This is a genomic window from Bifidobacterium sp. M0399 (assembly GCF_016100595.1).
In the GTDB taxonomy this organism is placed as follows: Bacteria; Actinomycetota; Actinomycetes; order Actinomycetales; family Bifidobacteriaceae; genus Bombiscardovia; species Bombiscardovia polysaccharolytica.
This window is the reverse complement of the sequence record NZ_JACFSD010000002.1, coordinates 176,863-202,741: the sequence shown is the minus strand read 5'-3', so window position 1 is coordinate 202,741 and position 25,879 is coordinate 176,863. Positions and strand designations below refer to the sequence as shown.

The 25,879-nt window shown below is 56.3% G+C and carries 14 protein-coding genes and 1 tRNA gene; all 15 read left to right on the top strand.

The window, feature by feature from the left end:
* Nucleotides 1-8: 8 nt before the first annotated feature.
* The 15 genes from H3V09_RS05470 (at nt 9) to cas4 (ending at nt 25,860) form a co-directional block, all read left to right on the top strand.
* Nucleotides 9-9,368, top strand: a complete 9,360-nt coding sequence (locus H3V09_RS05470) for a type I polyketide synthase (RefSeq protein ID WP_198191339.1) — start codon at nt 9-11, stop codon at nt 9,366-9,368.
* Between the two features lie 678 nt (nt 9,369-10,046).
* A tRNA-Gly gene (locus tag H3V09_RS05465) sits at nt 10,047-10,120 on the top strand.
* Between the two features lie 671 nt (nt 10,121-10,791).
* Complete coding sequence (locus H3V09_RS05460; protein WP_198191340.1) at nt 10,792-11,073, top strand: hypothetical protein; 282 nt, start codon at nt 10,792-10,794, stop codon at nt 11,071-11,073.
* 377 nt (nt 11,074-11,450) lie between these two features.
* Entirely contained in the window at nt 11,451-11,942 is a 492-nt protein-coding gene (locus H3V09_RS05455; protein WP_232339459.1) for a holo-ACP synthase, read from the top strand.
* 391 nt (nt 11,943-12,333) lie between these two features.
* Nucleotides 12,334-13,587: an ABC transporter substrate-binding protein gene (locus H3V09_RS05450; RefSeq protein WP_198191341.1), complete on the top strand. Its 1,254-nt coding sequence runs from the start codon at nt 12,334-12,336 to the stop codon at nt 13,585-13,587.
* A 100-nt stretch (nt 13,588-13,687) separates the two neighbouring features.
* Nucleotides 13,688-14,644 (top strand): carbohydrate ABC transporter permease, encoded by a 957-nt coding sequence (locus H3V09_RS05445; protein ID WP_198191342.1) that lies wholly within the window; start codon nt 13,688-13,690, stop codon nt 14,642-14,644.
* Entirely contained in the window at nt 14,641-15,474 is an 834-nt protein-coding gene (locus tag H3V09_RS05440) for a carbohydrate ABC transporter permease (protein ID WP_046323357.1), read from the top strand. The genes H3V09_RS05445 and H3V09_RS05440 overlap by 4 nt, the downstream gene beginning before the upstream one ends.
* Nucleotides 15,475-15,568: 94 nt before the next feature.
* Entirely contained in the window at nt 15,569-17,830 is a 2,262-nt protein-coding gene (locus tag H3V09_RS05435) for a beta-galactosidase (protein ID WP_198191343.1), read from the top strand.
* 102 nt (nt 17,831-17,932) lie between these two features.
* Nucleotides 17,933-18,805: an AraC family transcriptional regulator gene (locus tag H3V09_RS05430; RefSeq protein ID WP_198191344.1), complete on the top strand. Its 873-nt coding sequence runs from the start codon at nt 17,933-17,935 to the stop codon at nt 18,803-18,805.
* Between the two features lie 546 nt (nt 18,806-19,351).
* Nucleotides 19,352-19,600, top strand: coding sequence for a hypothetical protein (locus H3V09_RS05425; protein ID WP_121913649.1), 249 nt, complete (start codon nt 19,352-19,354; stop codon nt 19,598-19,600).
* Nucleotides 19,587-21,731 carry a CRISPR-associated helicase Cas3' gene (gene cas3, locus H3V09_RS05420; protein WP_198199037.1) on the top strand — a complete coding sequence of 715 codons (2,145 nt, stop codon included), beginning with the start codon at nt 19,587-19,589 and terminating at the stop codon, nt 21,729-21,731. The genes H3V09_RS05425 and cas3 overlap by 14 nt, the downstream gene beginning before the upstream one ends.
* A 45-nt stretch (nt 21,732-21,776) precedes the next feature.
* Nucleotides 21,777-22,433: a type I-C CRISPR-associated protein Cas5c gene (gene cas5c, locus H3V09_RS05415; protein ID WP_198191346.1), complete on the top strand. Its 657-nt coding sequence runs from the start codon at nt 21,777-21,779 to the stop codon at nt 22,431-22,433.
* Nucleotides 22,430-24,223 carry a type I-C CRISPR-associated protein Cas8c/Csd1 gene (cas8c, locus tag H3V09_RS05410; RefSeq protein WP_121913646.1) on the top strand — a complete coding sequence of 598 codons (1,794 nt, stop codon included), beginning with the start codon at nt 22,430-22,432 and terminating at the stop codon, nt 24,221-24,223. Before cas5c ends, cas8c begins: the two co-directional genes overlap by 4 nt.
* A complete protein-coding gene (gene cas7c / locus H3V09_RS05405) occupies nt 24,216-25,148 on the top strand; it encodes a type I-C CRISPR-associated protein Cas7/Csd2 (protein ID WP_121913645.1) in 933 nt (310 codons plus the stop codon). The genes cas8c and cas7c overlap by 8 nt, the downstream gene beginning before the upstream one ends.
* Before the next feature lie 10 nt (nt 25,149-25,158).
* Nucleotides 25,159-25,860 carry a CRISPR-associated protein Cas4 gene (gene cas4 / locus H3V09_RS05400; RefSeq protein ID WP_232342062.1) on the top strand — a complete coding sequence of 234 codons (702 nt, stop codon included), beginning with the start codon at nt 25,159-25,161 and terminating at the stop codon, nt 25,858-25,860.
* The last annotated feature ends 19 nt before the right edge of the window (nt 25,861-25,879 follow it).

Sequence of the window (25,879 nt, the reverse complement as noted above, 5' to 3'; positions counted from 1 at the left end):
AGGACATCATGACCAGTACATTCTTCATCAACCGTCTCGCTGAGCAGCCGCACGCGCTCATGTTTGCCGGCCAGTCCAACCCCTGGACCGTGGCCCTGGCCGATCTGCAGGGCGATCCCGACATCGACAAGGCCCTGAAGGAGCGCATGGCGGCGGCCACCGACCTGCTCAGGGCAGTCAAGCCCGACCTGCTGGCCACCAACGGTCGTCAGCTGGATATGTTCGGCTACAGGCCCGACCCGGTCAGGCTGGGGCCGGCCGCCGACGCGGCGGTCAGCGTGCCCGGCATCGCCCTGGTGCAGCTGGGTGCCCTCATGGATATGGACCAGCTGGGCTACGACGCGGCCCAGGCCCGTCCGGTGGCCCTGCTGGGGCACTCTCAGGGCATCATCGGCGTTCACATGGTTCAGGAGATTCAGGCTGCCGGATCCCTCAAGGCTGCTCAGGGTGCCATTGACCAGATTCTGGCCACCGCCATGCTGATTGGAACGGCTGGCACTCGTCAGGCCCGTCGTCTGGGTATCCACCGCCAGGGTGAGGCCACCCCTATGCTTTCGGTGCGCGGGGCCACCCGCCATCAGGTGGAGGTTCTGGTCGACCGGGTGCCTGGCGCTCGCGGCCCCATCAGCGTGGCCGTGACCAACTCGGATCGCAACCTGGTCCTGTCCGGCTATCCGGAGGATCTGGCCGCTTTTGCCATCGAGGCTGGCAAGGAGAGCGAGCATCAGCGCCAACTGCGCGAAGACAAGGTCCGTGGCGGAACCGCCTTCTCGCCGGTTCTGGAGTACCTGGATGTGACCCTGCCCTTCCACTCCCCGCTCATGAAGGAAGCCGTGGATCTGAGCGTGGAATGGGCCTCCCGCTGCGGTCTGGACACCGAGCGTGCCCGGGTTCTGGCTGAGGAGGTCCTGCTCAACCATGCCGACTGGGCCGGCCGAATCGCCGAGGTCATGGACCAGCAGGATGCCGCCTCCCTCTGGCTGGTGGATCTGGGCCCGGGCGAGACCCTGGGCAAGCTGGTGGACAACCTGGTCCAGGGCACCGGTGTTGGTGTGGTCGAGGCCTCCAACCAGGCCCGGCGCGCGCAGCTGTCCACCATGGAGGAGGATCCGGCCCGAACCCAGGACTGGTCCAAGCTGGCCCCCCGTCTGCTTGAGACCCCGGCTGGCCCCCGGGTGGAGACTGCTTTCAGCCGGTTGACCGGCAAGCCCCCGGTCATGCTGGCCGGCATGACCCCGACCACTGTGGAGCCTGAAATCGTGGCTGCAGCCGCCAACGCAGGCTACTGGGCCGAACTTGCCGGCGGCGGTCAGGTGACCGCCGAGGTCTTCGACCGCCATGTGTCCCAGCTGGAGGACCAGCTGCAGGAGGGCCGCACGGTCGAGTTCAACGCCATGTTCATGGACCGCTACCTGTGGAACCTCCAGTTCGGCAGCCAGCACATCGTGCCAAAGAAGCGCGCCTCCGGCACCCCCATCGACGGTGTGGTCATCTCTGCCGGCATCCCCGAGCTGGACGAGGCCGTGACCCTGATCCGTCAGCTCAACGAGGAAGGCTTCCCCTACGTGGCCTTCAAGCCCGGTACGGTGGACCAGATCCGTCAGGTCGTGGCCATCGCCCGCAAGGTCGCACCCACCCACATTTTGATGGAGGTCGAGGGCGGGGCCGCAGGAGGCCACCACTCCTGGGAGTCCCTGGACGACCTGCTCTCGACCACCTATGCCGAGGTTCGTGCCTGCCCCAACATCGTGCTCGTGGCTGGCGGCGGCATCGGCACCCCTGAGCGGGCGGCCGACTACATCAGTGGTCAGTGGTCCCGTGCCTACCACCTGCCGGACATGCCCGTGGACGGCGTCATGATCGGCACAGCGGCCATGACCGCCAAGGAGGCCCACACCAATCCTGAGATCAAGCGGGCTCTGGTGGCCACCCCTGGCATCGACAGCTCCACCCCCGATCCGGACCCCTTCGCCCCCATGGGTGAGAAGTGGGTGCCCAGCGGCAAGTCTGTGGGAGGTGTGGGCTCCGGCCTGAGCCATCTGCACGCCGACATCTACGAGATGGAGAACTCCTCAGCCGAGTGCGGCCGCCTGCTGGTCCGGGTTATGAAGCACCCCGAGGAGCTGGAGACCCGTCGCGCAGAGATCATCGAGGCCCTGAACAAGACCGCCAAGCCCTACTTCGGCGATCTGGAGACCATGACCTACCAGGACTGGGCCCAACGTTTCGCCGACCTGGCCTACCCCTGGGCCGACGACACCTACATCGACCGCTTCCTGCACCTGCTGCGGCGCATCGAGGCCCGTGTCTGCGAGCGTCAGAGCGGCGAGTTCGACTCCATCTTCGCCTCCAGGCAGGATGTTGCCGAGCCCGAGCAGGCGCTTCGACGGCTGCACGAGGCCTATCCCCAGGCAGCCGAGCTCAAGGTGGTGCCCACCGACGTGGCCTGGTTCCCCGTCCTGGTGCGCGAGTACCCCAAGCCCATGCCCTTCGTGCCGGTCATCGACAACGATCTGCTGCGCTGGTGGGGTCAGGACCAGCTCTGGCAGTCCGAGGATCCCCGCTACGGTGCCGACTCGGTCAGGGCCATCCCCGGACCCATCTCCGTGGCGGGCATCACCACGGTGGACGAGCCGGTGGCCTCCATTCTGGGACGATTCGAGCAGGCGGCCATAGATCGGGTGCGTGGCCTGGACAGCGGTCCCGCCAAGGCTTACAGCCAGCTGGCAGGCGCCGCTGACGCACAGGAGTTCATCCGCCGCAGCCCCAACATCTCCTGGGTGGGACACCTGATGGCCAATCCGGCCTACGGCACGGCCATGGACGACCCCAATTACACCATCACCGCCACCGGCCAGGACGACCAGGGCGAGCACTACGATCTGGACATCCATCTGGACACCTACTGGGACGACGATCCCGACGGCGGTCTGGACCGGCATGCGGTGCGTGACATCGTCGTGCCTCTGACCCTCAAGAGCGACCAGGTCGGCCTCTTCCCGGTGGTTGACCGCAGCCGCCTGCCCAAGGACGTCTACGCCATGCTGGCCGACACAGCCGGCATCGGCAATACCTCCATCACCGGCGACAAGCTGGAGGCCATGCCTGTCATCGAGAAGGATGATGACGACCAGGACCACCCCTTCGGTTTGGCCCACAGCGGCTACACACTGGCGGCCAACCTGGGCTTCGACCATGAGGCGGCCACCGGAGGTGCCCTGCCCGATGCACTGATCCCCTCCGGCTTCGCTCCCGACGCTCTGGTGGGTCCGGCCTGGCCGGCCATCTACGCAGCCCTGGGATCCGTCTATGTGGATGGCTTCCCCATCATCGAGGGACTGCTCAACGCGGTCCATCTGGACCATCTGATCGAGTTGGAGGTCAGCGAGAAGCGCCTGCTGGAGCACACCGGCCAGCGGATTGAACTGACCAGCTGGGCCGAGCCCTACCAGGAGTCAGCCTCCGGTCGGGTGGTGACCATCCATGTGGTCCACGCCGCCCAGGACGGAACCGTGCTGGCCCGCGAGGTCGAGCGTTTCGCCATCCGTGGCCGCGCCTACAGCGACCAGCTGCCCCAGGAGGCTCCCGAATATGGCGGCATCCGCGCCGACACGGTGGACACACCCCGTAGGCTGTTGCGTCGCGTCACCGTCACCGCCCCCAAGGACATGACCGCTTTCGCACGCACTTCCGGTGACTTCAATCCCATCCACACGTCCAAGCGAGGAGCGGCGGTCTCCGGTCTGTCTGCGCCGCTGGTGCACGGCATGTGGCTGTCGGCCACCGCCCAGTACGCGGCCCAGGCCACTGACGAGCAGGGCGTCCACTACGAGATCGCCGGATGGACCTACAACATGTACGGCATGGTCCAGCTGGGCGACAAGGTGGAGATCAGCCTGGAGCGTGTGGGCAAGGTTCGCCATGGCGGCCTGGTCCTGGAGGTCACCTGCAGGATCGACGGCCAGCTGGTCTCCCGCGGCACGGCAATAGCTCGGGCCCCGAGGACCGCCTACGTCTACCCAGGCCAGGGGATCCAGCAGCAGGGCATGGTCCTGGATGAGCGTGCCAAGTCCCCGGCCGCCCGTGAGACCTGGGAGCGGGCCGATGCCCTGACCCGTAGCAAGCTGGGGTTCTCCATCCTGGCCGTGGTGCGTGACAACCCGCATACCCTTACAGCCAAGGGGGTCACCTACCACCATCCTGAGGGTCTGCTCAACCTGACCCAGTTCACCCAGGTGGCCCTGGCCACCGTGGCCTTCGCCCAGACCGCCCGCCTGCGCGAGTCCGGCATGGACATCTGGCCCGCCTACTTCGCCGGCCACTCCCTGGGCGAGTACAACGCCCTGAGCTCCTTCGCCGGGGTCATGTCCCTGGAGACGGTTCTGGAGCTGGTCTTTCACCGTGGGTCCACCATGCACTCCCTGATCGAACGCGACGACCAGGGGCGCAGCAACTACCGGATGGGCGCCCTGCGTCCAAACCAGTTCGGCGTGGGCGACTCCGGCGTCAAGCAGTATGTGGCGTCCGTATCTAAGGAGTGCGGCGAATTCCTGGAGATCGTCAACTACAACCTGGCCGGCCAGCAGTACGCCGTGGCCGGGACCATCGCCGGTCTGGAGTATCTGCGTGCCGATGCCAACCGTCGGGCCAAGGAGGCGGGCGGCAAGCCGGCCTTCATGTACGTGCCCGGCATCGACGTGCCCTTCCACTCCACCCTGCTGCGCAAGGGGGTGCCCGAGTTCCGCGATACCCTGGACGCCCTGCTGCCCGAGCACATTGACTACTCCCGCCTGGAGGGTCGCTACATACCCAACCTGGTTGCACGGCCCTTCCAGATGACCAAGGAGTTCGCGGCCTCCATCCTGGAGGTGGTTCCCTCCGAGCGCATCAAGCAGGCTCTGGGCGATCCCCAGGTTTGGGACCAGTATGCGGCTGACGACCAGAAGCTGGGTCGTCTGCTGCTGACTGAGCTGCTCTCCTGGCAGTTCGCCTCTCCTGTGCGGTGGATCGAGACCCAGGCGATCATGTTCGACGCCCCTGAACAGGGCGGCCTGGGCGTGGAGCAGCTGATTGAGGTGGGACTGGGCCATTCACCCACCCTGGCCAACCTGGGCACCAAGACCCTGAAGCTGCCTGACTTCCGCGAGCGTCACGTGAGCGTCTACAACCTGGGCAGGGACGAGAGCCGGGTCTATCTGACCGACACCGATCCCATGGCCACAGTGGAGGAGGAGCCCGCAGCTCCGGCCCACGACTCCAGTACTGAACTTGCTCAGGCTGCTGCTCCCGCCCCGGCATCGAATCCGGATCCAGCTTCGGCTCCTGCCCCTGCAGCAGCCGAGGATTCGGCTCCTGCTCCGGCCCCGGCGACCGCTGGTCCGTCGGGTGCCGATGTGGCCGACCTGCCCTTCAAGGCATCGGACGCCATCGCCGTCCTGCTGGCCTACTCCACCAAGATTCGACCCGAGCAGATCGGGCAGACCGATACCACCGACACCCTGACCAATGGCGTCTCCTCCAGGCGCAACCAGCTGCTGATGGACATCAGCTCGGAGCTGGGTGTGGCCAGCGTGGATGGTGCAGCCGAGGCCAGCATGACCGACCTGAGCGCCCTGGTGAACAAGGTGGCTCCTAACTATCGGCCCTTTGGCCCGGTGCTCTCCGACATCGTGCGTGAGCGCATCCGCGACCTCTTCGGCCCCTCCGGCCTCAAGCTGCAGCAGGTTGAACAGCGGGTCTCCGATGTCTGGCAGCTGGGTGCGGGCTGGGTTTCGGCCACCGTGGCCAGTCTGGTCCTGGACACCCGTGAGGGTGCCTCCTCGCGTGGCGGTGATCTGGCGCTCCTGCCCACTGAAGCCGTCTCCACAGTGCCTGCGGCCAACGCGCTGATTGACCAGGCCGTTCAGCAGGTGGCCCAGCGTCACGGTGTCACGGTCTCCATGCCCTCTGCAGGTGGTGCCGCTGGCGGTGCCGTGGTCGACTCCGCTGCCCTTGATGCCTTCGCGGCTCAGGTGACCGGCTCTGAGGGCGTGCTGGCCTCCACCGCCCGCTTCCTCCTGGACAAGCTGGGGCTTGAACCCCCGGCCGTCCAGCCTGGCGAGAATGAGGATGCTGCCGTTGTGGCCGCCGTCAATGCCGAGCTGGGCAGCGACTGGCCCGAGCAGGTGGAACCACGGTTCGAGGCTTCGCGCGCCGTCCTCTTCGACGACCGCTGGGCCAGCGCCCGAGAGGATCTGGCTCACATCTACCACGAGCATGATGATGACCGCAGCCGCCTGAGCTTCGTAGGAGCCGGACGTGAGGTGCACGATCAGGCCGTCTGGTACGCCGAGCAGGCAGACAAACGCGGCGAGCAGGATTTGGCCCGGGTCTTCAGCGGCATCGCCGATCAGGCCATGACCCCTGCCGACTCGGACCAGACCGCAGCACAGTTCGCCAAGGACGTGGCCGTGGTCACCGGCGTGGCCCCCAAGTCCATCGCAGGATCTCTGACTGCGGGCCTCTTGGAGGGTGGGGCGACGGTCATCGCTGTCTTCCACTCCTTGAAGCCGCAGACTGTCATCTGGGCCCGTGACCTCTACCGTCGCCATGCCGTGGGCGGTGCTCGTCTCTGGATCGTTCCTGCCAACCTGTCCAGCTACCGGGATGTGGACGCTTTGGTCGACTGGGTGGGCAATGAGCAGCGCAAGACCACGGGGGCCACGACCACCGTGCTCAAGCCCGCCTACGAGCCCACCCTGCTGTTGCCCTTCGCAGCACCCGCCATGCACGGGACCATGGCCGACTCGGGCCGGCTTTTCGAGTCCCAGGCCCGGCTCATGCTCTGGAGCCTGGAACGCCAGATTGCCGGGTTCGCCGGCATCGGGGCGGACACCGACGTCGACCACCGTCTGCATGTGGTTCTGCCAGGCTCGCCCAACCGTGGCATGTTCGGCGGCGACGGAGCCTACGGGGAGGTCAAGGCCGCACTGGATGCTATCGTCAACCGGTCCCGCCCCGAACAGGACTGGTCCGGCCGTGTAACCTTCGCCCACCCGCTGATCGGCTGGGTCCGGGGCACCGGGCTCATGGGCGGCAATGATCCGCTGGTCCAGGTGGTGGAGCGTCACGGCATTCACACATACTCAACCAGGCAGATGGCCGATTCCCTGCTGGAGTTGTGCACTGTGCAGGCCCGCCAGCAGGCTCTCCAGGCCCCGCTTAAGGCAGACCTGACCGGTGGCCTGGGCTCCAGCCCGCTGGACCTCAAGGCCCTGAAGGCCGAGGCTGCCCAGGACGGCGATTCGTCGACACCGGCTCCAACCGGGAAGTCCGGAGATGCTCCCGCAGATGCAGACAAGGATCCGGGCCGGGTCATCAAGGCTCTGCCCACACCCCGGGTGCCCGCCCAGGCCCCGGTGGACCTGCAGGATTGGCAGGGCGTGACCGCTCGTCCCGAGGATCAGATCGTCATCGTCTCCATCGGTGAGATGGGTCCCTGGGGCTCCGGCCGCACCCGCTTCGAGGCCGAGATGGGCATCCATTCGGATGGTCAGGTCGACCTGAGTGCCGCGGCCGTCCTCGAACTGGCCTGGAACATGGGTCTGGTCGAGTGGCAGGACAGCCCCAAGCCGGGCTGGTACGACACCGACGGCGAGCTGGTGCCCGAGCAGGACATTGCCGAGCGCTACCACGACCAGGTGGTGGCCCGCTCCGGCATCCGTCCCTTCGACGACGGCATGGGTTCCGACTACCGACAGGGCACCAACGAAGAGGAGGTCGACGTCTTCCTGGATCACGACGTGGCCTTCTCGGTGCCCACCAAGGATATGGCTCAGGAGTACGTGGCCCAGGATCCGGACCACACCAGCGTCGCCCGCGACGAGCAGTCCGGCGAGTGGACCGTCACCCGTCTGCCCGGCTCCCGCATCCGCGTGCCGCGTCGGGCCACCATGTCCAGGACCGTGGGCGGCCAGTTCCCCCAGGGCTTCGACCCGGTCAAGTGGGGCATTCCCGCCTCCATGGTCGGGGACGTGGACGAGATCGCCCTCTGGAACATCGTGACCACCGTGGATGCCTACCTGTCGGCCGGATTCACCCCTGTGGAGATCCTACAGGCTGTCCATCCATCCAAGGTGGCCTCCACCCAGGGGACCGGCTTCGGCGGCATGGCCTCCATGCGCAAGCTTTATCTGGACCGCTTCCTAGGCAAGGAGATCCCCACAGACATCCTCCAGGAGGCTCTGCCCAACGTGGTGGCCGCGCACGTCATGCAGTCCTACATCGGCGGATACGGCAACATGGTCCAGCCGGTCTCGGCCTGCGCCACGGCTGCGGTCTCTCTTGAGGAGGGCGCGGACAAGATCGCCCTAGGCAAGGCTGACTTCGTGGTCACGGGCGCTATTGACGACATCGGCGTGGAGTCGGTCATCGGTTTCGGCAACATGAACGCCACCGCCGATTCCGCTGAGATGTACGCCAAGGGCATTCAGCCCAGGTTCTTCTCCCGGGCCAATGACCGTCGGCGCGGGGGCTTCCTGGAGTCCCAGGGCGGCGGGACCATCCTGCTGACCCGCGGCGACATTGCCCTGCGCATGGGTCTGCCCGTGGCTGGCGTGGTCGGGTACATCCACTCCTTCGCGGACGGTGCCCACACCTCCATCCCCGCACCCGGGCTGGGGGCTCTGGCCGCCGGCATGGGCGGCAGGGACTCGGACCTGGTGCGCTCGCTGGCCAAGCTGGGCGTGGACCCCGACGACATCGCCGTGGTCTCCAAGCATGACACCTCCACCAACGCCAACGACCCCAACGAGTCCGAGCTGCACAACACCCTGGCCCATGCCATCGGGCGGACGGACGGCAACCCGCTCTACGTCATCTCCCAGAAGAGCCTGACCGGCCATGCCAAGGGCGGCGCCTGCATCTTCCAGATCAACGGGCTCACCCAGCTCTTCCGGTCCGGTGTCATCCCGGCCAATGCCTCCCTGGATTGCGTGGATCCGGTCCTGAGGCGCGACGACCATCTGGTCTGGCTGGAGCAGCCTCTGAAGGTGGGCAGGGTCAAGGCTGGACTGGTCACATCCCTGGGCTTCGGCCATGTCTCCGGCATAGGGGTTATCGTCAGCCCTGGAGCCTTCGAAGCTGCTGTGCTCCAGACCTCCGGCCAGGAGGCCCTGGACGAGTGGCGTCGTCGGGCCAATGACCGTCTAGCCGCTGGCCAGCGTCGCCTGGAGGAGGGCCGCATGGGTAGGGCCCCGCTCTACGAGCCCATAGACAACCGTCGCTTCCATGAGGACGGCCACGGGTATGTGGGTCATGAGGTCGAGAAGGCCATGCTGCTGGATCCCCAGGCCCGCCTGGGTGCCGACGGCTACTACGACCGGGGCTGAGAGCAGCGTGAATTGGTCGGTTTCCTATTCTTTTCAGTGGGAGATGGGAAATCGGTAAGAGCTCAAACACTGCGCTGATCAGGGAGGTGAGCCAAACGGCTCACCTCCCCTTTTGTTATGGGGCGGATGCTCATCAGCTGCTCGTACTCGGGTGATCGCTTTCTTCGCGGGATAGTGGATGAAATGTCCCTGGGTACGTCAGTCTTGACTATGACCATCCCTTGTCTTGCTTCAATGCTGTTTGAGGGGCAGGCGGCCTTTACGACCTGACGGTGTTTGGCTCCTGCTCATGAAAAGGTATAAAAAAGTAGATGGGTGGCCCAGGTTTTACTTGGGGTTATTGCTGGGCCACCCGAATGGCCGGACTTGTCTTTGGGGAGTCGTCCGACCGCTTACTCGTACGAAGTGTTGGTGTTAGTGGCCGCTGTTGTGGAATTCCTGCGGCTGCGGTTTGTTGTCATGATACTCATGGCGAGAAGCCCGATCATCATAGCCACGCCGATATTTTCCCCTTCAGCTGTGGGCAGGATTCCATGTTGTACAAGGCTTTGCCCAGTGACAAGGCTTTGCCAAGTGATGCCTACATAGGTTTATCACTGAGTAAAACCACGCAGTGATTAATTGACCGCATGTTCCGGCTGGGCCATGTGCTATGCTGTTTACCGAGCCAACGGCTTCGCGGGCGTAGCTCAATGGTAGAGCCTCAGTCTTCCAAACTGATTACGCGGGTTCGATTCCCGCCGCCCGCTCCACTTAGACGTAGGATTCGATAAGTCGGCGTTTGCGTTAGCCTGTTGGAATTCAACGGTAGCCTGTATCGCATTTTTTCTTAGTGAATTGCGCGTGTTGCATTGAATGCGCTAACGAGCGTGAGATTAAGACTGCTTCACAAGGTGGCGCGGTGAAGTTGTATGAATCTGATGATGCACGGTCTGAGAGATTACTAGCGAGTTGGTCAGTTATTGCCCAAGTCCCAGACCTCCGGTCTGCTTTGGTCCTAATACTGACGTGTCAGTCGTTCTTCTTCCAGCCGTGCAGCGCCGGGTCGAGACCCTATATGGTATGGCGAGCACCCCAGTACGAGGAAGCTTTTGACCAAACATAAGACCTTGGTAAGGAGAAATCGGCATCTTGAAAGGCTTGGGTCAACGTCTCGCTTGATATGCCGCCAAGCAAGCCGCCGCGTTGACAGACAACCATCGCTCATTTTATGGGGCGTGGATTGAAATGGTTTTTTGTGTACGGTTGGCCCCGCCCGCTGCCCTCCAAGCAGGGTTGTAGGAATTCAGGGCCACGGGTGTGCTCGGACATGCAGCAGGTCAAAGATATCGAGCAGATAGCCGTTCACCAACCCTCTCCCGGAGTAGTGGCTAAAATGCTAACGTCAAGGACAATATCAATGAACTACTCAAGGATGAGTCCCATGAAGAAACGATATTTAACCGTGATTATCTTCGTGACGTTCTTGGGCCCGATGCTGTTGATAGGGCTTATAGTCTCCGCAGATCAGGCATCTGTGCAGCCTGCATCGGGAAATGCAGCAGCAGGCCAGCCAGTCTCAATTGATGTAACGACCGTTTCTTCTTCACAATCATCGTCTCAAGACATCGACGTTGCAGAATACTGGGCAGAAGAGAGGATGCGCTCTGCTCGTCCTGCGGAAGAACTGGTATCTGAGACAAGTCAAAGTTTCCGATTCGACTAGCCGAGCAATCTAGCAAGATGAAAGTTACAGAAAGCTTCTCGCATCCTATCCGCCTAAGCCATTGCCGGATCATCAGACCGGGAATACAGTTGCTCTTGAGATGACTGGGATGGTGTTCTTCAATTCCGCTGAAGAAGGCGTTGGTACATGGTCCGTCTTACACAATAAATCGAAGGGCACCGACTACGCCACATGAGACACGGCAGAGTCTCAACCTATCTGTTCACTTTCATACCTTCCCGTCTTGCTAGCCACTTGTTCCTTCTGGTTTTATTCCCTTTCTAGGGCCATTTGTGCAAGATTGCAGTGATCGTCGATTAGGCCCAGAGGTTGTGTGGTTTATGAGTTCCTGACCGGATGATTTGCTGCAGGGGCTGATGAAGGGCATACTCGGGCCTATGAATGATGCCGGGTTTGGACAAGTGCTGGGGTTGGGACATGACCTAGTCGACCTGAAGGAGTTTGGCCGGCAGCTGGCTATGCCTGGCACGCGTATGACAAGCTTGTTTTCGCCTCGGGAGCGGCGGCAGGCCCAGCAGCGGGCCCTGCTCAAGCATGACGACACAGCGGCACACTTGGCCGTGCGCTGGGCCGGCAAGGAGTCGGTGCTCAAGGCATGGTCGCAGGCGCTGGGACCTAAGCCATCGCCCTATGGATTGGATGATTTCCCCTGGAGCGGGGTGGAGATCCTGGATGATGGCCGGGGTCGGCCGAGTATCAATCTAGAGCCTTCCGTAGAAGCCAGGCTTTACGATTCCTTACCTCTAACCGGTGGTCAGGTCAATCGAGTGCAGTTATGCTGGCACATTGCTCTCAGCCATGATGGGCCGATGGCTTCGGCGGTCGTGATTTTGTGCAGGTGTGCCTGAATCTGAACCATTCGGAATCGCCTAATCAGCACATCAGGCTCTGATCATGGTGAAGGTTGTACTGCCTGACCACAGTCATTTATATGGCATGTTGGCCAGGTTGATGAAGAATCAACAACCTAGATATTTATGAGCGGCTTTGATTGGCATAGCTACGAAAAGTCTACCTATATAATTCATGGACAATCGAGATGAAATTTTATTCTGCTTTAGAAAAATTGACATGATATAGAAAAAATGACAAATGAATATATGCTGCAACTATGCCGATTTGCGTGCTTAATGTCATTGGTGCATAATGAAAACCGACAATAGTGGAAACGACCAAGTCATGGTGACTTCATGGCCTGGCCGTGCCTCGGGCATTGCCTCTTACCAAGGAGGGTAAGTGATGATGAAACGCAGTATGAAAGCTCTGGCAGTAATAGGGGCGGCGGCGTTGCTGTTCCCACTGGCGGCATGCGGAGCCGGGTCAACGAGCAGCGGGAAGGAGATCACTTTCTTCGCCAACAATACTAAGGAAGCCTATAAGCCTGTGTTGGATGGCTTTGCCAAAGCTAACCCGGATATCAAAATCAAATTCACCACCACCAACGGAGCACAAGCTGGTTATCAACAGACCTTGCAGACCCGTATCTCAGGAGGGCAGTTGGCAGATGTGTTCGTGGCGCCTCCAGAACAACTGTCTGTGCTCGTCAAAAACAAGGTTGTCAAGGATTTGACCAATGAGTCATTTATGAAGAATATCGGCGACACAAACAAGCAGCAGTCCACGGTCGACGGAAAGATATGGTCTATGTCGACCACGGCTTGGTCGAATGCCTTTGCTTATAACAAGGATCTCCTGCGCAAGGCTGGGTATGACAATATTCCTGAGACATGGGATGAGTTCTTGGTAATGCTCAAGAAGCTGAAAGACGCAGGAGTCCAGAAACCCTACCTTGAGCCTAAGTCAGGACTAGGTGCTCCGGTAGAGGCTTGGATTGGGAACGATTCCTCTGGACAATCGAAGACAATAGACCAACAAATCGGCGATCACGAAAGCAGCTTCGCAGATTCCTACACCAAGTACTACGAGCAATGGCAAAAGCTCTTTGCTCAGAATGTCATGAGTTCGGATGTGACTGGTCTGGGTGATGATCAGGTGCGTTCAGAATTCGCCTCCGGACGTTTGGCCGTCATGCCTTCGGGTTACTGGGATGTCAAGCCATTTAAGCAGGCTGGAATCAATTTTGCCTTCGGGCGCATTCCCATGCTGCATAAAGGTGACGAATCTTGGGCCCCAGGATCTGCTGATTCCGGATATGCCATTAATGCCAAGATCAGCGGCGACAAGCTGGCCTCCGCTGAAAAGTTCCTGACCTATCTTGCTTCTGATCAGGGCCTCAAGGCCATACAGGATGGTGCAGGATTAATTCCTTCGACTAAGACCTTCACGGCTGCCATCGATCCGACTTTCAAAGAACCCTACGATTTGTATTTTAAGACCGGCCATGTCTATCTGAATAGTCTTGGATGGCCAGTCACTGGACGTTCCACTCTGCGAGGCGAAACATACTCACAGCTGCAGAAGGTTGCTCTTGGGCAGATTACCCCTGCCGCAGCTGCCAAGAATCTGGATGCCAAGCTCAAAACTCTCTCTTGAAATTCCATGATGAAATCACTGTCCGGTCTGCCCACAATTGGGCAGACCTGGCGGATCAACCCCTTACTAATGCAATTGAAAAAATGAAGGAAGCGTCGTCATGACTGCAGTTGCCAGGTCGGTTTCTCCGGCTTATCAGGCTGATGAGGAGAGGCATAGAAGGGAACGAAAAAAGCGCAATCTGGCGGATAATCTTGTATCCCTGCGATTTCTGCTTCCCCTCTTGGCTGTATATATTGTCATCATTCTCATTCCCTTTTTCCAGAGTTTGGTTTTCAGCTTCACTGATTATGGAGGATATGATTTCGCCCTGGCTAAGTTCGTTGGTCTGGCCAACTATCGAATGATTTTCCAGGATCAAACGCTGCTTGCTGGTCTGGGATTCACCCTTGTTTATACCGTTCTGACCACAGCTTTTACCACGGTACTGGCTCTTCCGCTGGCAGTTATCCTCAACCGGCAGTTCTTTGGTAGAAACTTTGCTCGCTCGCTGTTCTTCTTCCTCTCCGTGCCATCTATGGTTGTGCTCGGTCTGGTTTGGCAGTATATCTTTTCTCCACTGGGCAATGGCGCTGTCAATATGGTGCTTGGAAAGATGGGTATCGATCCGGTTCCATGGCTCAGTGATTCGAAGCTGGCATGCTTCTGCATTATTTTCATTGCTGTCTGGGCTCAGACTGGTTGGCATGCCACCCTCTATCTGGCTTACCTACAGGCCGTTCCGGCAGATCTTTACGAGCAGGCATCGGTTGATGGTGCCTCTGGATTTCAGCAGTTCGTACATATCACACTGCCGCAGATGGTGCCGGCCATCAGCGTATCTGTTTTTATGCTGCTCACTGGTGGCCTGAAAGTGTACGACCTGCCATTCGCCCTAACAGGAGGAGGGCCTGGAAACGCGACTTATACGGTGACACAATCCATTATCGTCACCGGCATTGGATCGGGCAGGTATGGTGTGGGTTCGGCCTTGGGAGTTCTGTTCTTCATCTGCTGTCTGTTGCTAGTCGCCTTGCAGCAGCTCTTGTCCCGCTTGTTTGAAAAGAGGCTGTCATGACAATCACGAGGCGCAGACGAATTCGCACAACAATACTGTCGGTTGTGGTCATAGCCCTGGCGCTTATTTGTGCTTCACCGCTCTATGTCGTCGTCGTCAACACTTTCAAGTCTTCCGGCGAGATGATGTCGAATCCCTTTGGCCTACCCTCGAAGTTTTCTCTTGAAAATTACCGACATGCCTTCGAGAGTCTGCCTATTTTCAGGGCGTTGGCGAACACGGTCATCGTGACGGTGGCCGGCGTGGCATTGCAAGTCATCATCGGTGCTTTGGCCGCCTACGGCATGGTTCAAAAGCGCAGTAGATTCACGGCCGGCATCGGTGCATTCCTACTTCTCTCCTTTGTGCTGCCGGGGCAGACTCTGCTCATCCCGCAGTATAAGATGGAAGCCGGCTTAGGCTTGGTGGATACCTTGACTGGCCTGGTTGTGCTGTACTTGGCCGGCTCCACTTTCTGCTACTTCCTTGTGGTGCAGTACATGATGAAACTGCCTCAGGAGTTATTTGAAGCCGCACGCATCGACGGTGCGGGACCCTTGCGGATATTCTGGCAGATTGTACTGCCACTGATCCGGCCAATACTGATTACGGTGATTGTTTTTCAGACCATGGGGACATGGAATGATTTCATGACACCCAACATCTACATTTCATCACCGGAAAAGCAGACCATCGTGCTGCAGGTGTTCACTGCCATGGGTCAGTTCACCACTAACTGGCCTCTCTTCATGACCATTACCACTATCGCCTTGATACCGGTCTTCATCTTCTTCATCCTCTGTCAGAAGTGGATAGTGGCGGGCTTGGTCGCCGGTTCAGTTAAGGAATAGGCAGGAATGATTCCCTGGCTTCATTTGACAATGAGCAGGTGGGTTCGGGGATTAAGGAATACAAAAGGACACAAAATTAGGAACGGGGACCTGAATGACCATTAACATCAATCTGAGAGCCACAAGCTCAAAGAAACATCATGATCTGCCCATCACCGTCCAAGGAGACGATGTAGATCCTCAAGGCAAACACATAGCCATCAATGATTACTTTATAAGCATGGATGGCAAACCTTGGTACGGGGTATGCGGGGAGTTCCACTACTCACGGGTAGATGCAGACCGGTGGGACGAGGAACTGGCCAAGATGGCCATGAACGGCATCAACATTGTGTCGACATACGTTTTCTGGAATCACCATGAGGAGCGTGAGGGGCATTGGAATTTTACGGGTAACAGGAATCTGCGTGAATTTGTCCGTCTCTGCGCTCGCAATCACTTGTACGTCATTGTTCGTCTTGGACCCTTTGCCCATGGTGAGGCACGCAATGGCGGACTGCCGGATTGGCTCTATGGAAAGCCGTATGATGTCAGATCACTGGATCCTGGATTCCTGGCAGCGGTACGCGATCTCTATAATCATGAAGCCGAGCAGTTACGAGGCCTTTACTATGCTGATGGTGGACCGATTATTGCCGCTCAGCTCGACAATGAATATATGCATTCGGCAGCACCCTGGGAATTGACCACGGGGGTTTCCAATGAGTGGATACCCGGAGGTCATGATGGCGAGGCCTATCTGCAGGCGCTGCGTACTATGGCGACACAGGCGGGTATCCGTGTGCCGTTCTTTACTTCCACGGGGTGGGGAGGTTCACCTGTGCCTTCAGATGTACTGCCCCTTTGGGGAGGATATGCTTATCGTCCTTGGCTTTTCTATGCTCATGGTGGTGAGCATCCCAAGACAGATGAGTATCTCTACCGGAATTACCATGCCGATGACTGCAAGCGAACAGAGGAATTCGATCCTGCGTATCCGCCTTCCTCGCTTCCCTATGCCTGTTGCGAGATGGGAGGCGGGATGTTTTCGTCCTATCGCTACCGGTTCCAGCTGCCGATGAAATCAGTAGATGCTATGGCCAACATCAAATTGGGGTCTGGATGCAACATGCTTGGGTATTACATGTTTCATGGTGGAACCAATCCCCAGGGGGACGGGATCTATCTCAATGAGAGCCAGACCCCGAAGCGATCCTATGACTTCCAGGCGGCGATCGGTCAATATGGCCAGGTCCGTGAATCCTGTAAAAGACTGAAGGCTATTCATAGTCTGGTTCAGGATTTTTCTGAGCAGATTACCCCTCTTGAGGTTTATCTGCCATCGGGCCAGGACTCTATAGATCCGGCTGATTCTGACTCTTTACGTTGGAGTCTTCGTACGGATGGACTTCGTGGATTTGTCTTTCTTAACAATTTTCAGGACCATGCCGAGATGAATCCTCAGAAGAATCAAAGCATTGCATTGACTTTGGCGGATGGGCGGCGGTTGACCATTGATGGCATCGGTCTGGAGAATCAGGAGAACTGCATCCTGCCCTTCAATATGGACCTGGACGGGATCACACTTGTGTGTGCAACTGTGCAGCCGGTAGCGCGGTTGCTGCCTCGTAGCGGGAATCGACCGACCTTTGTGTTCATGAAACCGGATGGCATGTCTCGTTATTACATGCGCTTCCAAGAGGGCGCAGTCATGTCAGAAGAAGTTGATGCCGATGCACAGCGGCAATTGATCACCGTTACCTGTGGAGACAAGACCATCAATGTTGTAGTAGTCAATAGGAATCAGTCGAACGCCATGTATGTGGTCGATCATGACAGTCTTGTCTTTGTGGATGACGACTCAAATCTGTTCATGCCAAATCCAGGAAGTGCGGTGCTGGAGTCGTCGAGTGCTCACCCTGTTATCGAGTCGTGGCCACCTTTTTCAGCAGTGCTCAATTCGGAACCTGTGGCTTTGCCGCATCAGGATGTTCGAGTTGAGGAGGCCGGAACCATGAAGTACATCCTGCATTTGCCCTCTCTGGCAATGGATGCATTAGGACACCATGGGGTTACGGATATGCTGTTGCGTATCCGGTATTCCGGTGATATCGCTTGGCTTTGGGCTGGGTCGTCTCTATTGGATGATAACTTTGCCAATGGTTCCACCTGGGATGTGGGACTCAGGGACTATCGACGAGAGTTGCGGGACAATGACAATACCTTGGTTCTTGGTCTGACTCCACTGAAAAAGGGATCTTTTGTCAACGTGGATTCGGCAATGGCTGCCCGTACTGAACAGGTGGAGCAATCAGTCGGCAGGCTTATCTCAGTTGAGTTGACCCCTATTTATGCCTATGAGCTTCAGATAAGATGATTCTTGCGTGGTAAAGGTTATGTCTGTTAGCGGGTGTCTATTGGTATTGTGCTCATCTGCTGTCGCAGGGTTAGGATGAAACGGGTATAGGGACATCTCAGTGTGACGGGCGAGGGAGGCGGGTTTTTGGATTCTGCGGAAAAGCACATCTGGGGCGGTAGTTTCGACTATTACACCTATACTCCTAGCCTCAATGCCAAGAAAGTTTTGCTTTATCCTCTGGAAACCGGGTTCTTCCATATGCTCGACGGCCATTGCACCGAGCGTGACACTTATCCCAGTTTTCAAATCATGTATTTGAAATCAGGCGAGCTCACACTGCGTACCAATGCTATGCAGGGCGTTGCCCACGGTGGTCAGTTTGTACTTTTGGATTGTTACCAATACCATCGCTACCAGTCTGTGGGGCCGACAGAGATGCTTTGGATGCATTTCGATGGTCAGGCGGCCCGGTTTTATTATCAGCAGATAATTGCCAAGCGAGGGCCGATCTTCGCCCTGGAGCAGGATGAAAAGGCATTGCATCCGTTAAAGACCATTTACAACATATTTCGGTCCGGCACCTATTTATCCGAAACAATGCTTGCGAAATATGTGACGGACATACTGACCTGGTTCGTTGATGCGCCGATCGGACAGGGTGACGTTGACAGGAGCGGCCATGACATTCAAATGGTGATGACATATATTGCCAATCATCTGGATGAGCCCCTCGATCTTCATCAGCTTGCCGCTATGACTGGCCTGGGGGAGCGCAGCTTCATTAGGGTATTCAAAAAGGCAACCGGTTATACGCCTCATGCCTATGTTATGGACGCGCGCATCAATTCGGCTCGAAGCATGCTCAGCAATTCCTCCAAGCCTGTCGAGCAGATAGCTCTGAATTGCGGGTATTCCAAGCTGTCCGTCTTTTGCAGCGCTTTTAAGTCAAAAGTAGGTATGTCTCCTATGGAGTACCGCCGCCGTACTTTGTAAATATTGTAAATGATGGATTAAATCGATGACCGCGTCAAGTACATATTCCGTAATGAAGAGTATCTTGGTGAAGTCCGTTATGTTTCATAGTCCAGCTGTAGTTAAGAGACTCCTATGGATAATTGCATCTGGTCTGTATAGTATGTGCTCTGTAGATGAGATTGGCATAACATGCATAGACGGATTAAGTCGCCATGAGGCGAGGGTTGAAATGGTCTTCTGACCGTTCTTATAAAAGGGCTCATCAGTATTGACTGATGGGCCTTTTGTTTTACCTTTTAATATGCTGCGCTTAAACTTTCAGCTATTAATACGTGTACGCAGTATCTCTTTAGAACGGTCAGAGACCGAATTGACATTATCGGATAAAGGTATTATCTTCGATTAAAAGAACGAAGTTGTTCGCCCATACGAGGGAGAAGGGTTGATGGTTAAGATGGTTGTGCTCAGATTCGAAGATGCCTACCTGCCTAAGTGGGTCTTTGGTTTGCGCTTGGCAAACGATACCCAAAGTAATTGCGATCTATCCTCTGGCAGGATGTTTAGATGACGACCGAAGGCAATGAGATAGACGAATATCTGGCCCGCACCTCGAAAGATCATGGTTTTGAAGTCTGCGTGCAGCATCTGGTGATGACGGGATGTCTTGATGCAGCCTTCGCTGGCCGACTGGCCGGTTATCCGTATGACCAGGATCAGGCTGATATGGGCCTGGACACAGGCCTTCTTCATGACATAGGCAAGTATTCGGATGAATTCCAGAGGATGATCAGGGAGGCCTATGATGAGCAGTAATGTCAACCACTCTTCATACGGGATGAAAGTAGCGTATAAGCTTCATCTTCAAGAAGCCATGTTTGCCATCGCAGGACATCATGCTGGTTTGCCGGATTTTGGCAATCGTATTGATACCGAGAATTCAAGCACCTTGGTCGGCAGAATGAAGCGTCCCAACCCTGATGCCTCGCATTGGAAGGATGAGATTACCCTTCCCGAAGTCAAGCCGCTCGCTTCTTTGGGCTCACATTTCTCGGACATGATGCGTATCCGTATGCACGAATCAGCACTAGTGGATGCGGATCGGCTGGATGCTGAGTTCTTTGTCAATGGCAAAGTAGAGCGCGATGAATCGCCATTTCTCGAGCAGCTGCTTCAGGATCTCGGTCCTGATCGTCTGTCCAGCTCTATTATGCCGCCTCCACAGGAATTACGCGAAATAAGCAAAGCGCTAGCTGGGCAGCTGCGTGAGCATCAGTCGATCAGAATCATGGCGCTTGCTGAAATCATGGAACGCAGGGCTGAGTCCTTCCTGTCGGCGAAGGCGAGTACGTCGTTGAATGAAAAGCGTAATGCCATATTGCGTGACTGTCTTACTCACGGAGCCGATCCTGAATGGAAACCAGGTCTATACACGCTGACCGCTCCCACAGGCGGCGGCAAGACTGATTCCTCGCTTACGTTCGCGCTTGAACATGCCAAAACACACCATATGGATAGGGTTATTTACGTCGTGCCCTACACGTCAATCATCGACCAGACGGTAAAGGAATTCGAAACCCTCCTTGGGCCAGATGCGGTTCTGCCGCACTATGCAGATGCTGCTTTCCAATTAAAAGAGGAAGACGAGCTTACAGCAAACGATTTGCATCGCAGTTTTGCGGCCGAGAACTGGAACATGCCGGTTATCGTAACCACTGCTGTGCAGTTTTTCGAAAGCCTGTTCGCCAACAAGGCCTCTAAACTCAGGAAGATTCACAACATAGCTAACTCTGTTGTGATCTTCGATGAGGCCCAGACCTTGCCCTTGCCTCAGCTAAAACCGTGTGTACAGGCCATTGCTGAGCTGGTTACCAATTATCACGTCACTGCGGTACTGTGTACAGCCACACAGCCGGCCTTGCAGGATCTGTTTGCCCAGGCTCTTCGACTTCCAACTCTGGCAATTCCAGAAATTGCGCCATTGAGCGAAAAAGAGCGCTCGGAATTCCGGCGCAACCGAATCGTCGATGACGGTCATAAGAACATGGATGAGATGGCTGAAGCAGTAGAAGGTCATAATCAGGTTCTGTGCGTGGTCAACACACGTAAGGAAGCGCAGTACATCTCCGGAATGGTGCGAAAGCATGGCTTTGAAGACGGCACTTTCTGCCTGACTACACTGCAATGTGCCTATGACAGGGAACGTTTGCTGAAGCAGATACGGGATCGCCTCGCCCAAGGAGAATCTTGCAGGGTCGTATCCACGTCTCTAATAGAGGCCGGAGTGGATGTCGATTTTCCTGAGGCGTATAGGGAACAGACTGGTCTTGATTCGATTCTTCAGACAGCTGGCCGTTGCAATAGAGAAGGTCGACGTGATGCGGATGCCTCATTGGTCCATGTTTTTTCCACTGATGAGGGGCAAGTTTCATTTTTGAAACAGAATATGCTGGCTTTCGATTTGGTGCGGGAAGGCAATGCTGACCTGGCATCGTCAAAAGCGATTCATGAATACTTCACCAGGCTCTTTGGAATGCGTGGGGACGAGAGTCTCGATCAACGTCAGATTCTAAAGGCTCATGAGCGTGGAATATCAGGATGCCGTATGCCGTTCGCTCAGATTGCTGAGCTTTTCAAGCTGATTGATACGCCAACTGTTCCCGTCTATATACCAGTCAATGAAGAAGCGAGCGCCCTGTGTGCCCAGCTGACTGATCCTCGTTGCTATACGCGAGGGCTGTTCCGCAGATTGGGCCGGTACGCGGTCAATGTCTGGCCTAGACAGCTGGACAGACTCAAAGAGGCTGGGAAGATATCCGCTCTGGCTGAGCATGGTGCCAGGTCGGATGACGATGCATTTGTTCTGCTGGACATGGGCATGTACGACAGTGCTACAGGTCTGCAAGTCGATGAAGATCAGTTGCCTCAAAACGGTCTGCTGTATTGATAACTGAATCGTAATTGGCAATACCGCCAACAGGAAAGGAGACCAATGACAGTACAACTTGAGGTCTGGGGTCCGTACGCCCTCTTCACCAGACCAGAAATGAAAGTAGAGAGGGTCTCGTACGACGTGATGACGCCATCGGCGGCACGGGGGATTCTGGAGGCTGTGTTCTGGCATCCGGGCATGGTCTGGCGGATTGACAGGATCGTGGTTATGAATCCGATCAGGTTCACCAGTGTTCGTCGCAATGAGGTCAGCAGCGTGATTTCGGCCGATACTATCAGGTCGATGATCAATGATCCGTCCAAAGACAGCGCGATCTATGCTTCCTCAGACATTCAGCAGCGTGCTTCCACCATTTTGCGGGATGTTCACTATGTGATTGAGGCGCACTTTGATATGAATAGTAAAGCTGCCGCTGGGGATACGCCGGCTAAGTTCATCAGCATGTTCAATAGGCGGGCTCAGAACGGGCAATACTATCATCACCCTTATTTTGGAACCCGGGAGTTCCCTGTCGATTTTCGGCTTTGGGATGTCGATAAGGGCCAGCCCAAGGGATTCGAAAACGGTCGTCGGGATCTGGGGTACATGTTATATGACATGGACTATCGAGACCCTGCGGACCCGCAACCTATGTTTTTCAGGGCTGAGCTGATTAACGGTGTGCTGGATGCAACTGATCCGAAGGTGAGCTCATGATCGGCGAACTAGTTAGACTTTACGATCGGCTGGTGGAGGCTGGCCAGGCACCGCGGTATGGATACAGCGTTGAAAATGTTCCGTGGGGACTGGACATAGCGGATGATGGGACTATAACGCACGTCATTCCGTTTGGGACATTGACAAAGAACAAGCAGTTCAGACGTATGATGTCTGTCCCAGCACATGCATTGCGGACAGTGAAGATTCAGGCCAATTTCCTCTGTGACAACTCCTCTTACCTGCTTGGTGCAGATGCCAACGGTGCAACAAACAAAGCAGCCAAACGCTTTGCAGCTGCTGCTGAATTGCATCGACAAGTGCTCGCAAATGCCGATGAAGCTGAAGCCCGTGCAGTACTCGCTTTCTTCTCCCGTACGCCTCAAGCGGCAGTTGTAGAGGAGAATTTGGGTGAAGGGGACTGGAAGAAGGCCTTAACCGGTAATTTTGTCCTCTGCTTTAACGGCTTACCTTTATCTAAAAACCGAACCATGCAGAAATACTGGGATTCATGGTTCTCTTCGGATGACGAGGACAGTGGTGAAACGGCCGCTGGTTCTGAAACCATGCAAAGTGTTGTTTCAGGCCAAGCTGTCGTCCCTGCTCTTACTCATCCAAATATCAGAGGCGTCCGCAACGCACAATCCAGTGGATCAGCACTAGTGTCTTTTAACGCGCCAGCATATCTTTCCTACAACAAAAAGCAGGATCAAAATGCTCCTATGAGCAAACGTGAAGCCTTTGCTTATACTACAGCCTTAAATACTGTGCTGAAAGACGATCAGTATACAAGAACTGTAAATGATGGTTCCTTGACGATTGTTTCCTGGGCAGAGTCAGGACAGGCTGAGTACTCAGCTGAGATGAACTTGTGCATTGAAGGCGCTGCAGGGGTTGACCAACAGGATTTAATAGCCACTGTCACGGCCTTATCTAAAGGGAACCCCGTTGATTTCAATGGTGTCAGGCTTAATCCAGATGAGCATTTTTACATCCTTGGGCTTGCCCCTAATGCGGCCAGGCTTTCGGTGTCCTTCTTCTTGAAGGACACTTATGGCAGTTACATGGAACATGTACGTCGTCATTATGCAGATTTGGATATCGAACGACCGAAATTTGATAAACGTCACGATCTACCTGTGTGGATGCTCCTTGCGCAAACTGTGCCATCTGCCGCTGGTGGGAAAAAGAGGATTCCAGCTTCCCCCCGTACAGTTTCCGACCTATTTAAGGCCATTCTTACAGGTGCGCCCTATCCTACGTCGCTCCTGACTGCTGTCGAGAACCGCATTGGCGTTGAGCATGAAGTGCCCCGCGCCAAGGCGGCAATCATCAAAGCGTATTTTCTTCGTCATCAAAACAACCAATGCCCTAAGGAGGTATTGCAAGTGTCCATCAACAAAGAAAGCACCAATGTGCCCTATGTCCTAGGACGGCTGTTCGCCCTGTACGAGGACATACAACATGCTGCGAATCCTGGTATCAATACCACGATTGGTGACCGGTTCTTTACTAATGCATCGACCATGCCCGCCGTGGTTTTCCCGCACTTGGGCGATTTGGCGAAAAAGCACCTGCGAAAACTGTCGACGGGAACGCGCATTTACTATACCAAGCGTATTGCAGATCTGATGACCAGAATCGGCGAGAACTTCCCGACAAGGTTATCGCTGCCTGAACAGGGTGCTTTCCAGCTCGGATATTATTTCGAGACTCAGGAGCGCTACAAGGGCAAGAACAAGGACGACAATAAGGAAACTAACAAGGAAGAAGGAATTGTAAATGAGTGAGCAAACTGCCAAGGCTATCCAAAATAGGTACGATTTCTCCATTCTCTATGATGTTGAGAATGGCAATCCCAACGGAGATCCGGAATCAGGCAATATGCCACGAACCGATAGTGAGACAGGGATTGGAATTGTTACTGATGTTTGCCTGAAGAGGAAGATACGTAACTATGTGCAGTTAATTAACGGGGATAAGGCGCCCTGGCGTATTTATATCAAGCAGCAGGTTCCGCTGAACCGCCTCGATGCTGAGGCGCTAAAAGCGGTTGGCGTCAATGGGGATCCCGATATGGACAGTATCGGGAAGGCTTTAAAAAAGGCCAAGAAAGAAAATGGCGAGCTGGATAGATTAATCCTCGATTACATGTGCTCCAATTTCTTCGATATCAGAACGTTTGGCGCGGTGATGACCACCTTCGTCAAGGGCGGGTTGGCCTGTGGCCAGGTGCGTGGTCCTGTGCAACTTGGATTCTCGAGATCTATCGATCCGATTTTCCCGCAGTCTGTCACCATCACCAGGGTGGCCATTACTACGGAAAAAGACCAAGAGAACAAGAACAACGAGATGGGCAACAAGTCAATTGTTCCTTATGGTTTATACCGTGCTGATGGCTATGTGAATGCCAAGCTTGCACAAAAGACCACCGGGTTTAGCGAGGAAGACCTGGCCATGCTTTGGCAGGCCATTCTCAATATGTTCGAGTTTGATCATTCTGCAGCTAGGGGCAAGATGGCCGTTCGCAAGCTCTACGTCTTCAAGCACAGCAACGATCTTGGCGATGCTCCTTCCTATAAGCTGTTCGATAGCATTCATGTGGCTCATAAGCCTGAGGTCGAGACCCCGCGCAGCTTCTCGGATTACGATGTGACCGTCGATACTTCAGCTATTCCGCAGTCGGTTGAACTGACTGAAATGGTGGATGGCTGAGAATACTGCAATGAGTGATAATTCCATGGACTTGTCCATGGCCACAGGGCCGGCCGAATATCCTGAGGATGAATGGCTGGCCCTGTCTGGCATTCAGCATTTTGAGTTCTGCAAGCGCCAATGGGCATTGATCCACATAGAGGAGCAATGGCGTGACAACACCAGAACATATGCAGGAGACTTCGAACACCGACGTGCTCACGACTATCACGCTTCTGAAAAACGCGGCGACACCTTGATACTGCGCGATCTGCGTGTATTCTCCCGAAAGTTGGGAGTCGTCGGCGATTGTGACATCGTCGAATTTCACGCAGCTCAGGATGGAGTTTCGTTGATAGGCAGGAGAGGACGTTGGAAACCCTATCCTGTTGAGTACAAGCATGGTTCCAGCAAGGTCAATAATGCTGATCGTTTGCAATTGTGTGGCGAAGCTATGTGTTTGGAAGAAATGCTCTCTTGCAGCATCAGCCAGGGGGCATTGTTCTATCAGCGGACCAAGCGTCGTGAATTGGTCGAGCTCAATGATGATCTTCGCGCTCAGGTAGTCCATGATCTGGCACAGATGCGGGACCTTTATCGGCGAGGTCATACTCCCAAGGTGAAGCCAAAGACGGGGTGCCGGTCATGCTCATTGAAAGATATCTGCCTGCCTGAACTTGTGCATAAGTCATCCGCTGCTGGCTACATTCGAAAGACCTTGAAAGAGTTGTAGGGGTAACTTGGGCAATGAG

What these genes read in the sequence shown, in the direction of transcription:
- H3V09_RS05425 (WP_121913649.1), top strand. Translation starts at nt 19,352, where the DNA reads ATGACGACCGAAGGCAATGAGATAGACGAATATCTGGCCCGCACCTCG.
- cas5c (WP_198191346.1), top strand. Translation starts at nt 21,777, where the DNA reads ATGACAGTACAACTTGAGGTCTGGGGTCCGTACGCCCTCTTCACCAGA.
- cas3 (WP_198199037.1), top strand. Translation starts at nt 19,587, where the DNA reads ATGATGAGCAGTAATGTCAACCACTCTTCATACGGGATGAAAGTAGCG.
- H3V09_RS05435 (WP_198191343.1), top strand. Translation starts at nt 15,569, where the DNA reads ATGACCATTAACATCAATCTGAGAGCCACAAGCTCAAAGAAACATCAT.
- cas4 (WP_232342062.1), top strand. Translation starts at nt 25,159, where the DNA reads ATGAGTGATAATTCCATGGACTTGTCCATGGCCACAGGGCCGGCCGAA.
- H3V09_RS05455 (WP_232339459.1), top strand. Translation starts at nt 11,451, where the DNA reads ATGAAGGGCATACTCGGGCCTATGAATGATGCCGGGTTTGGACAAGTG.
- H3V09_RS05445 (WP_198191342.1), top strand. Translation starts at nt 13,688, where the DNA reads ATGACTGCAGTTGCCAGGTCGGTTTCTCCGGCTTATCAGGCTGATGAG.
- H3V09_RS05460 (WP_198191340.1), top strand. Translation starts at nt 10,792, where the DNA reads ATGAAGAAACGATATTTAACCGTGATTATCTTCGTGACGTTCTTGGGC.
- cas7c (WP_121913645.1), top strand. Translation starts at nt 24,216, where the DNA reads ATGAGTGAGCAAACTGCCAAGGCTATCCAAAATAGGTACGATTTCTCC.
- H3V09_RS05470 (WP_198191339.1), top strand. Translation starts at nt 9, where the DNA reads ATGACCAGTACATTCTTCATCAACCGTCTCGCTGAGCAGCCGCACGCG.
- cas8c (WP_121913646.1), top strand. Translation starts at nt 22,430, where the DNA reads ATGATCGGCGAACTAGTTAGACTTTACGATCGGCTGGTGGAGGCTGGC.
- H3V09_RS05450 (WP_198191341.1), top strand. Translation starts at nt 12,334, where the DNA reads ATGATGAAACGCAGTATGAAAGCTCTGGCAGTAATAGGGGCGGCGGCG.
- H3V09_RS05440 (WP_046323357.1), top strand. Translation starts at nt 14,641, where the DNA reads ATGACAATCACGAGGCGCAGACGAATTCGCACAACAATACTGTCGGTT.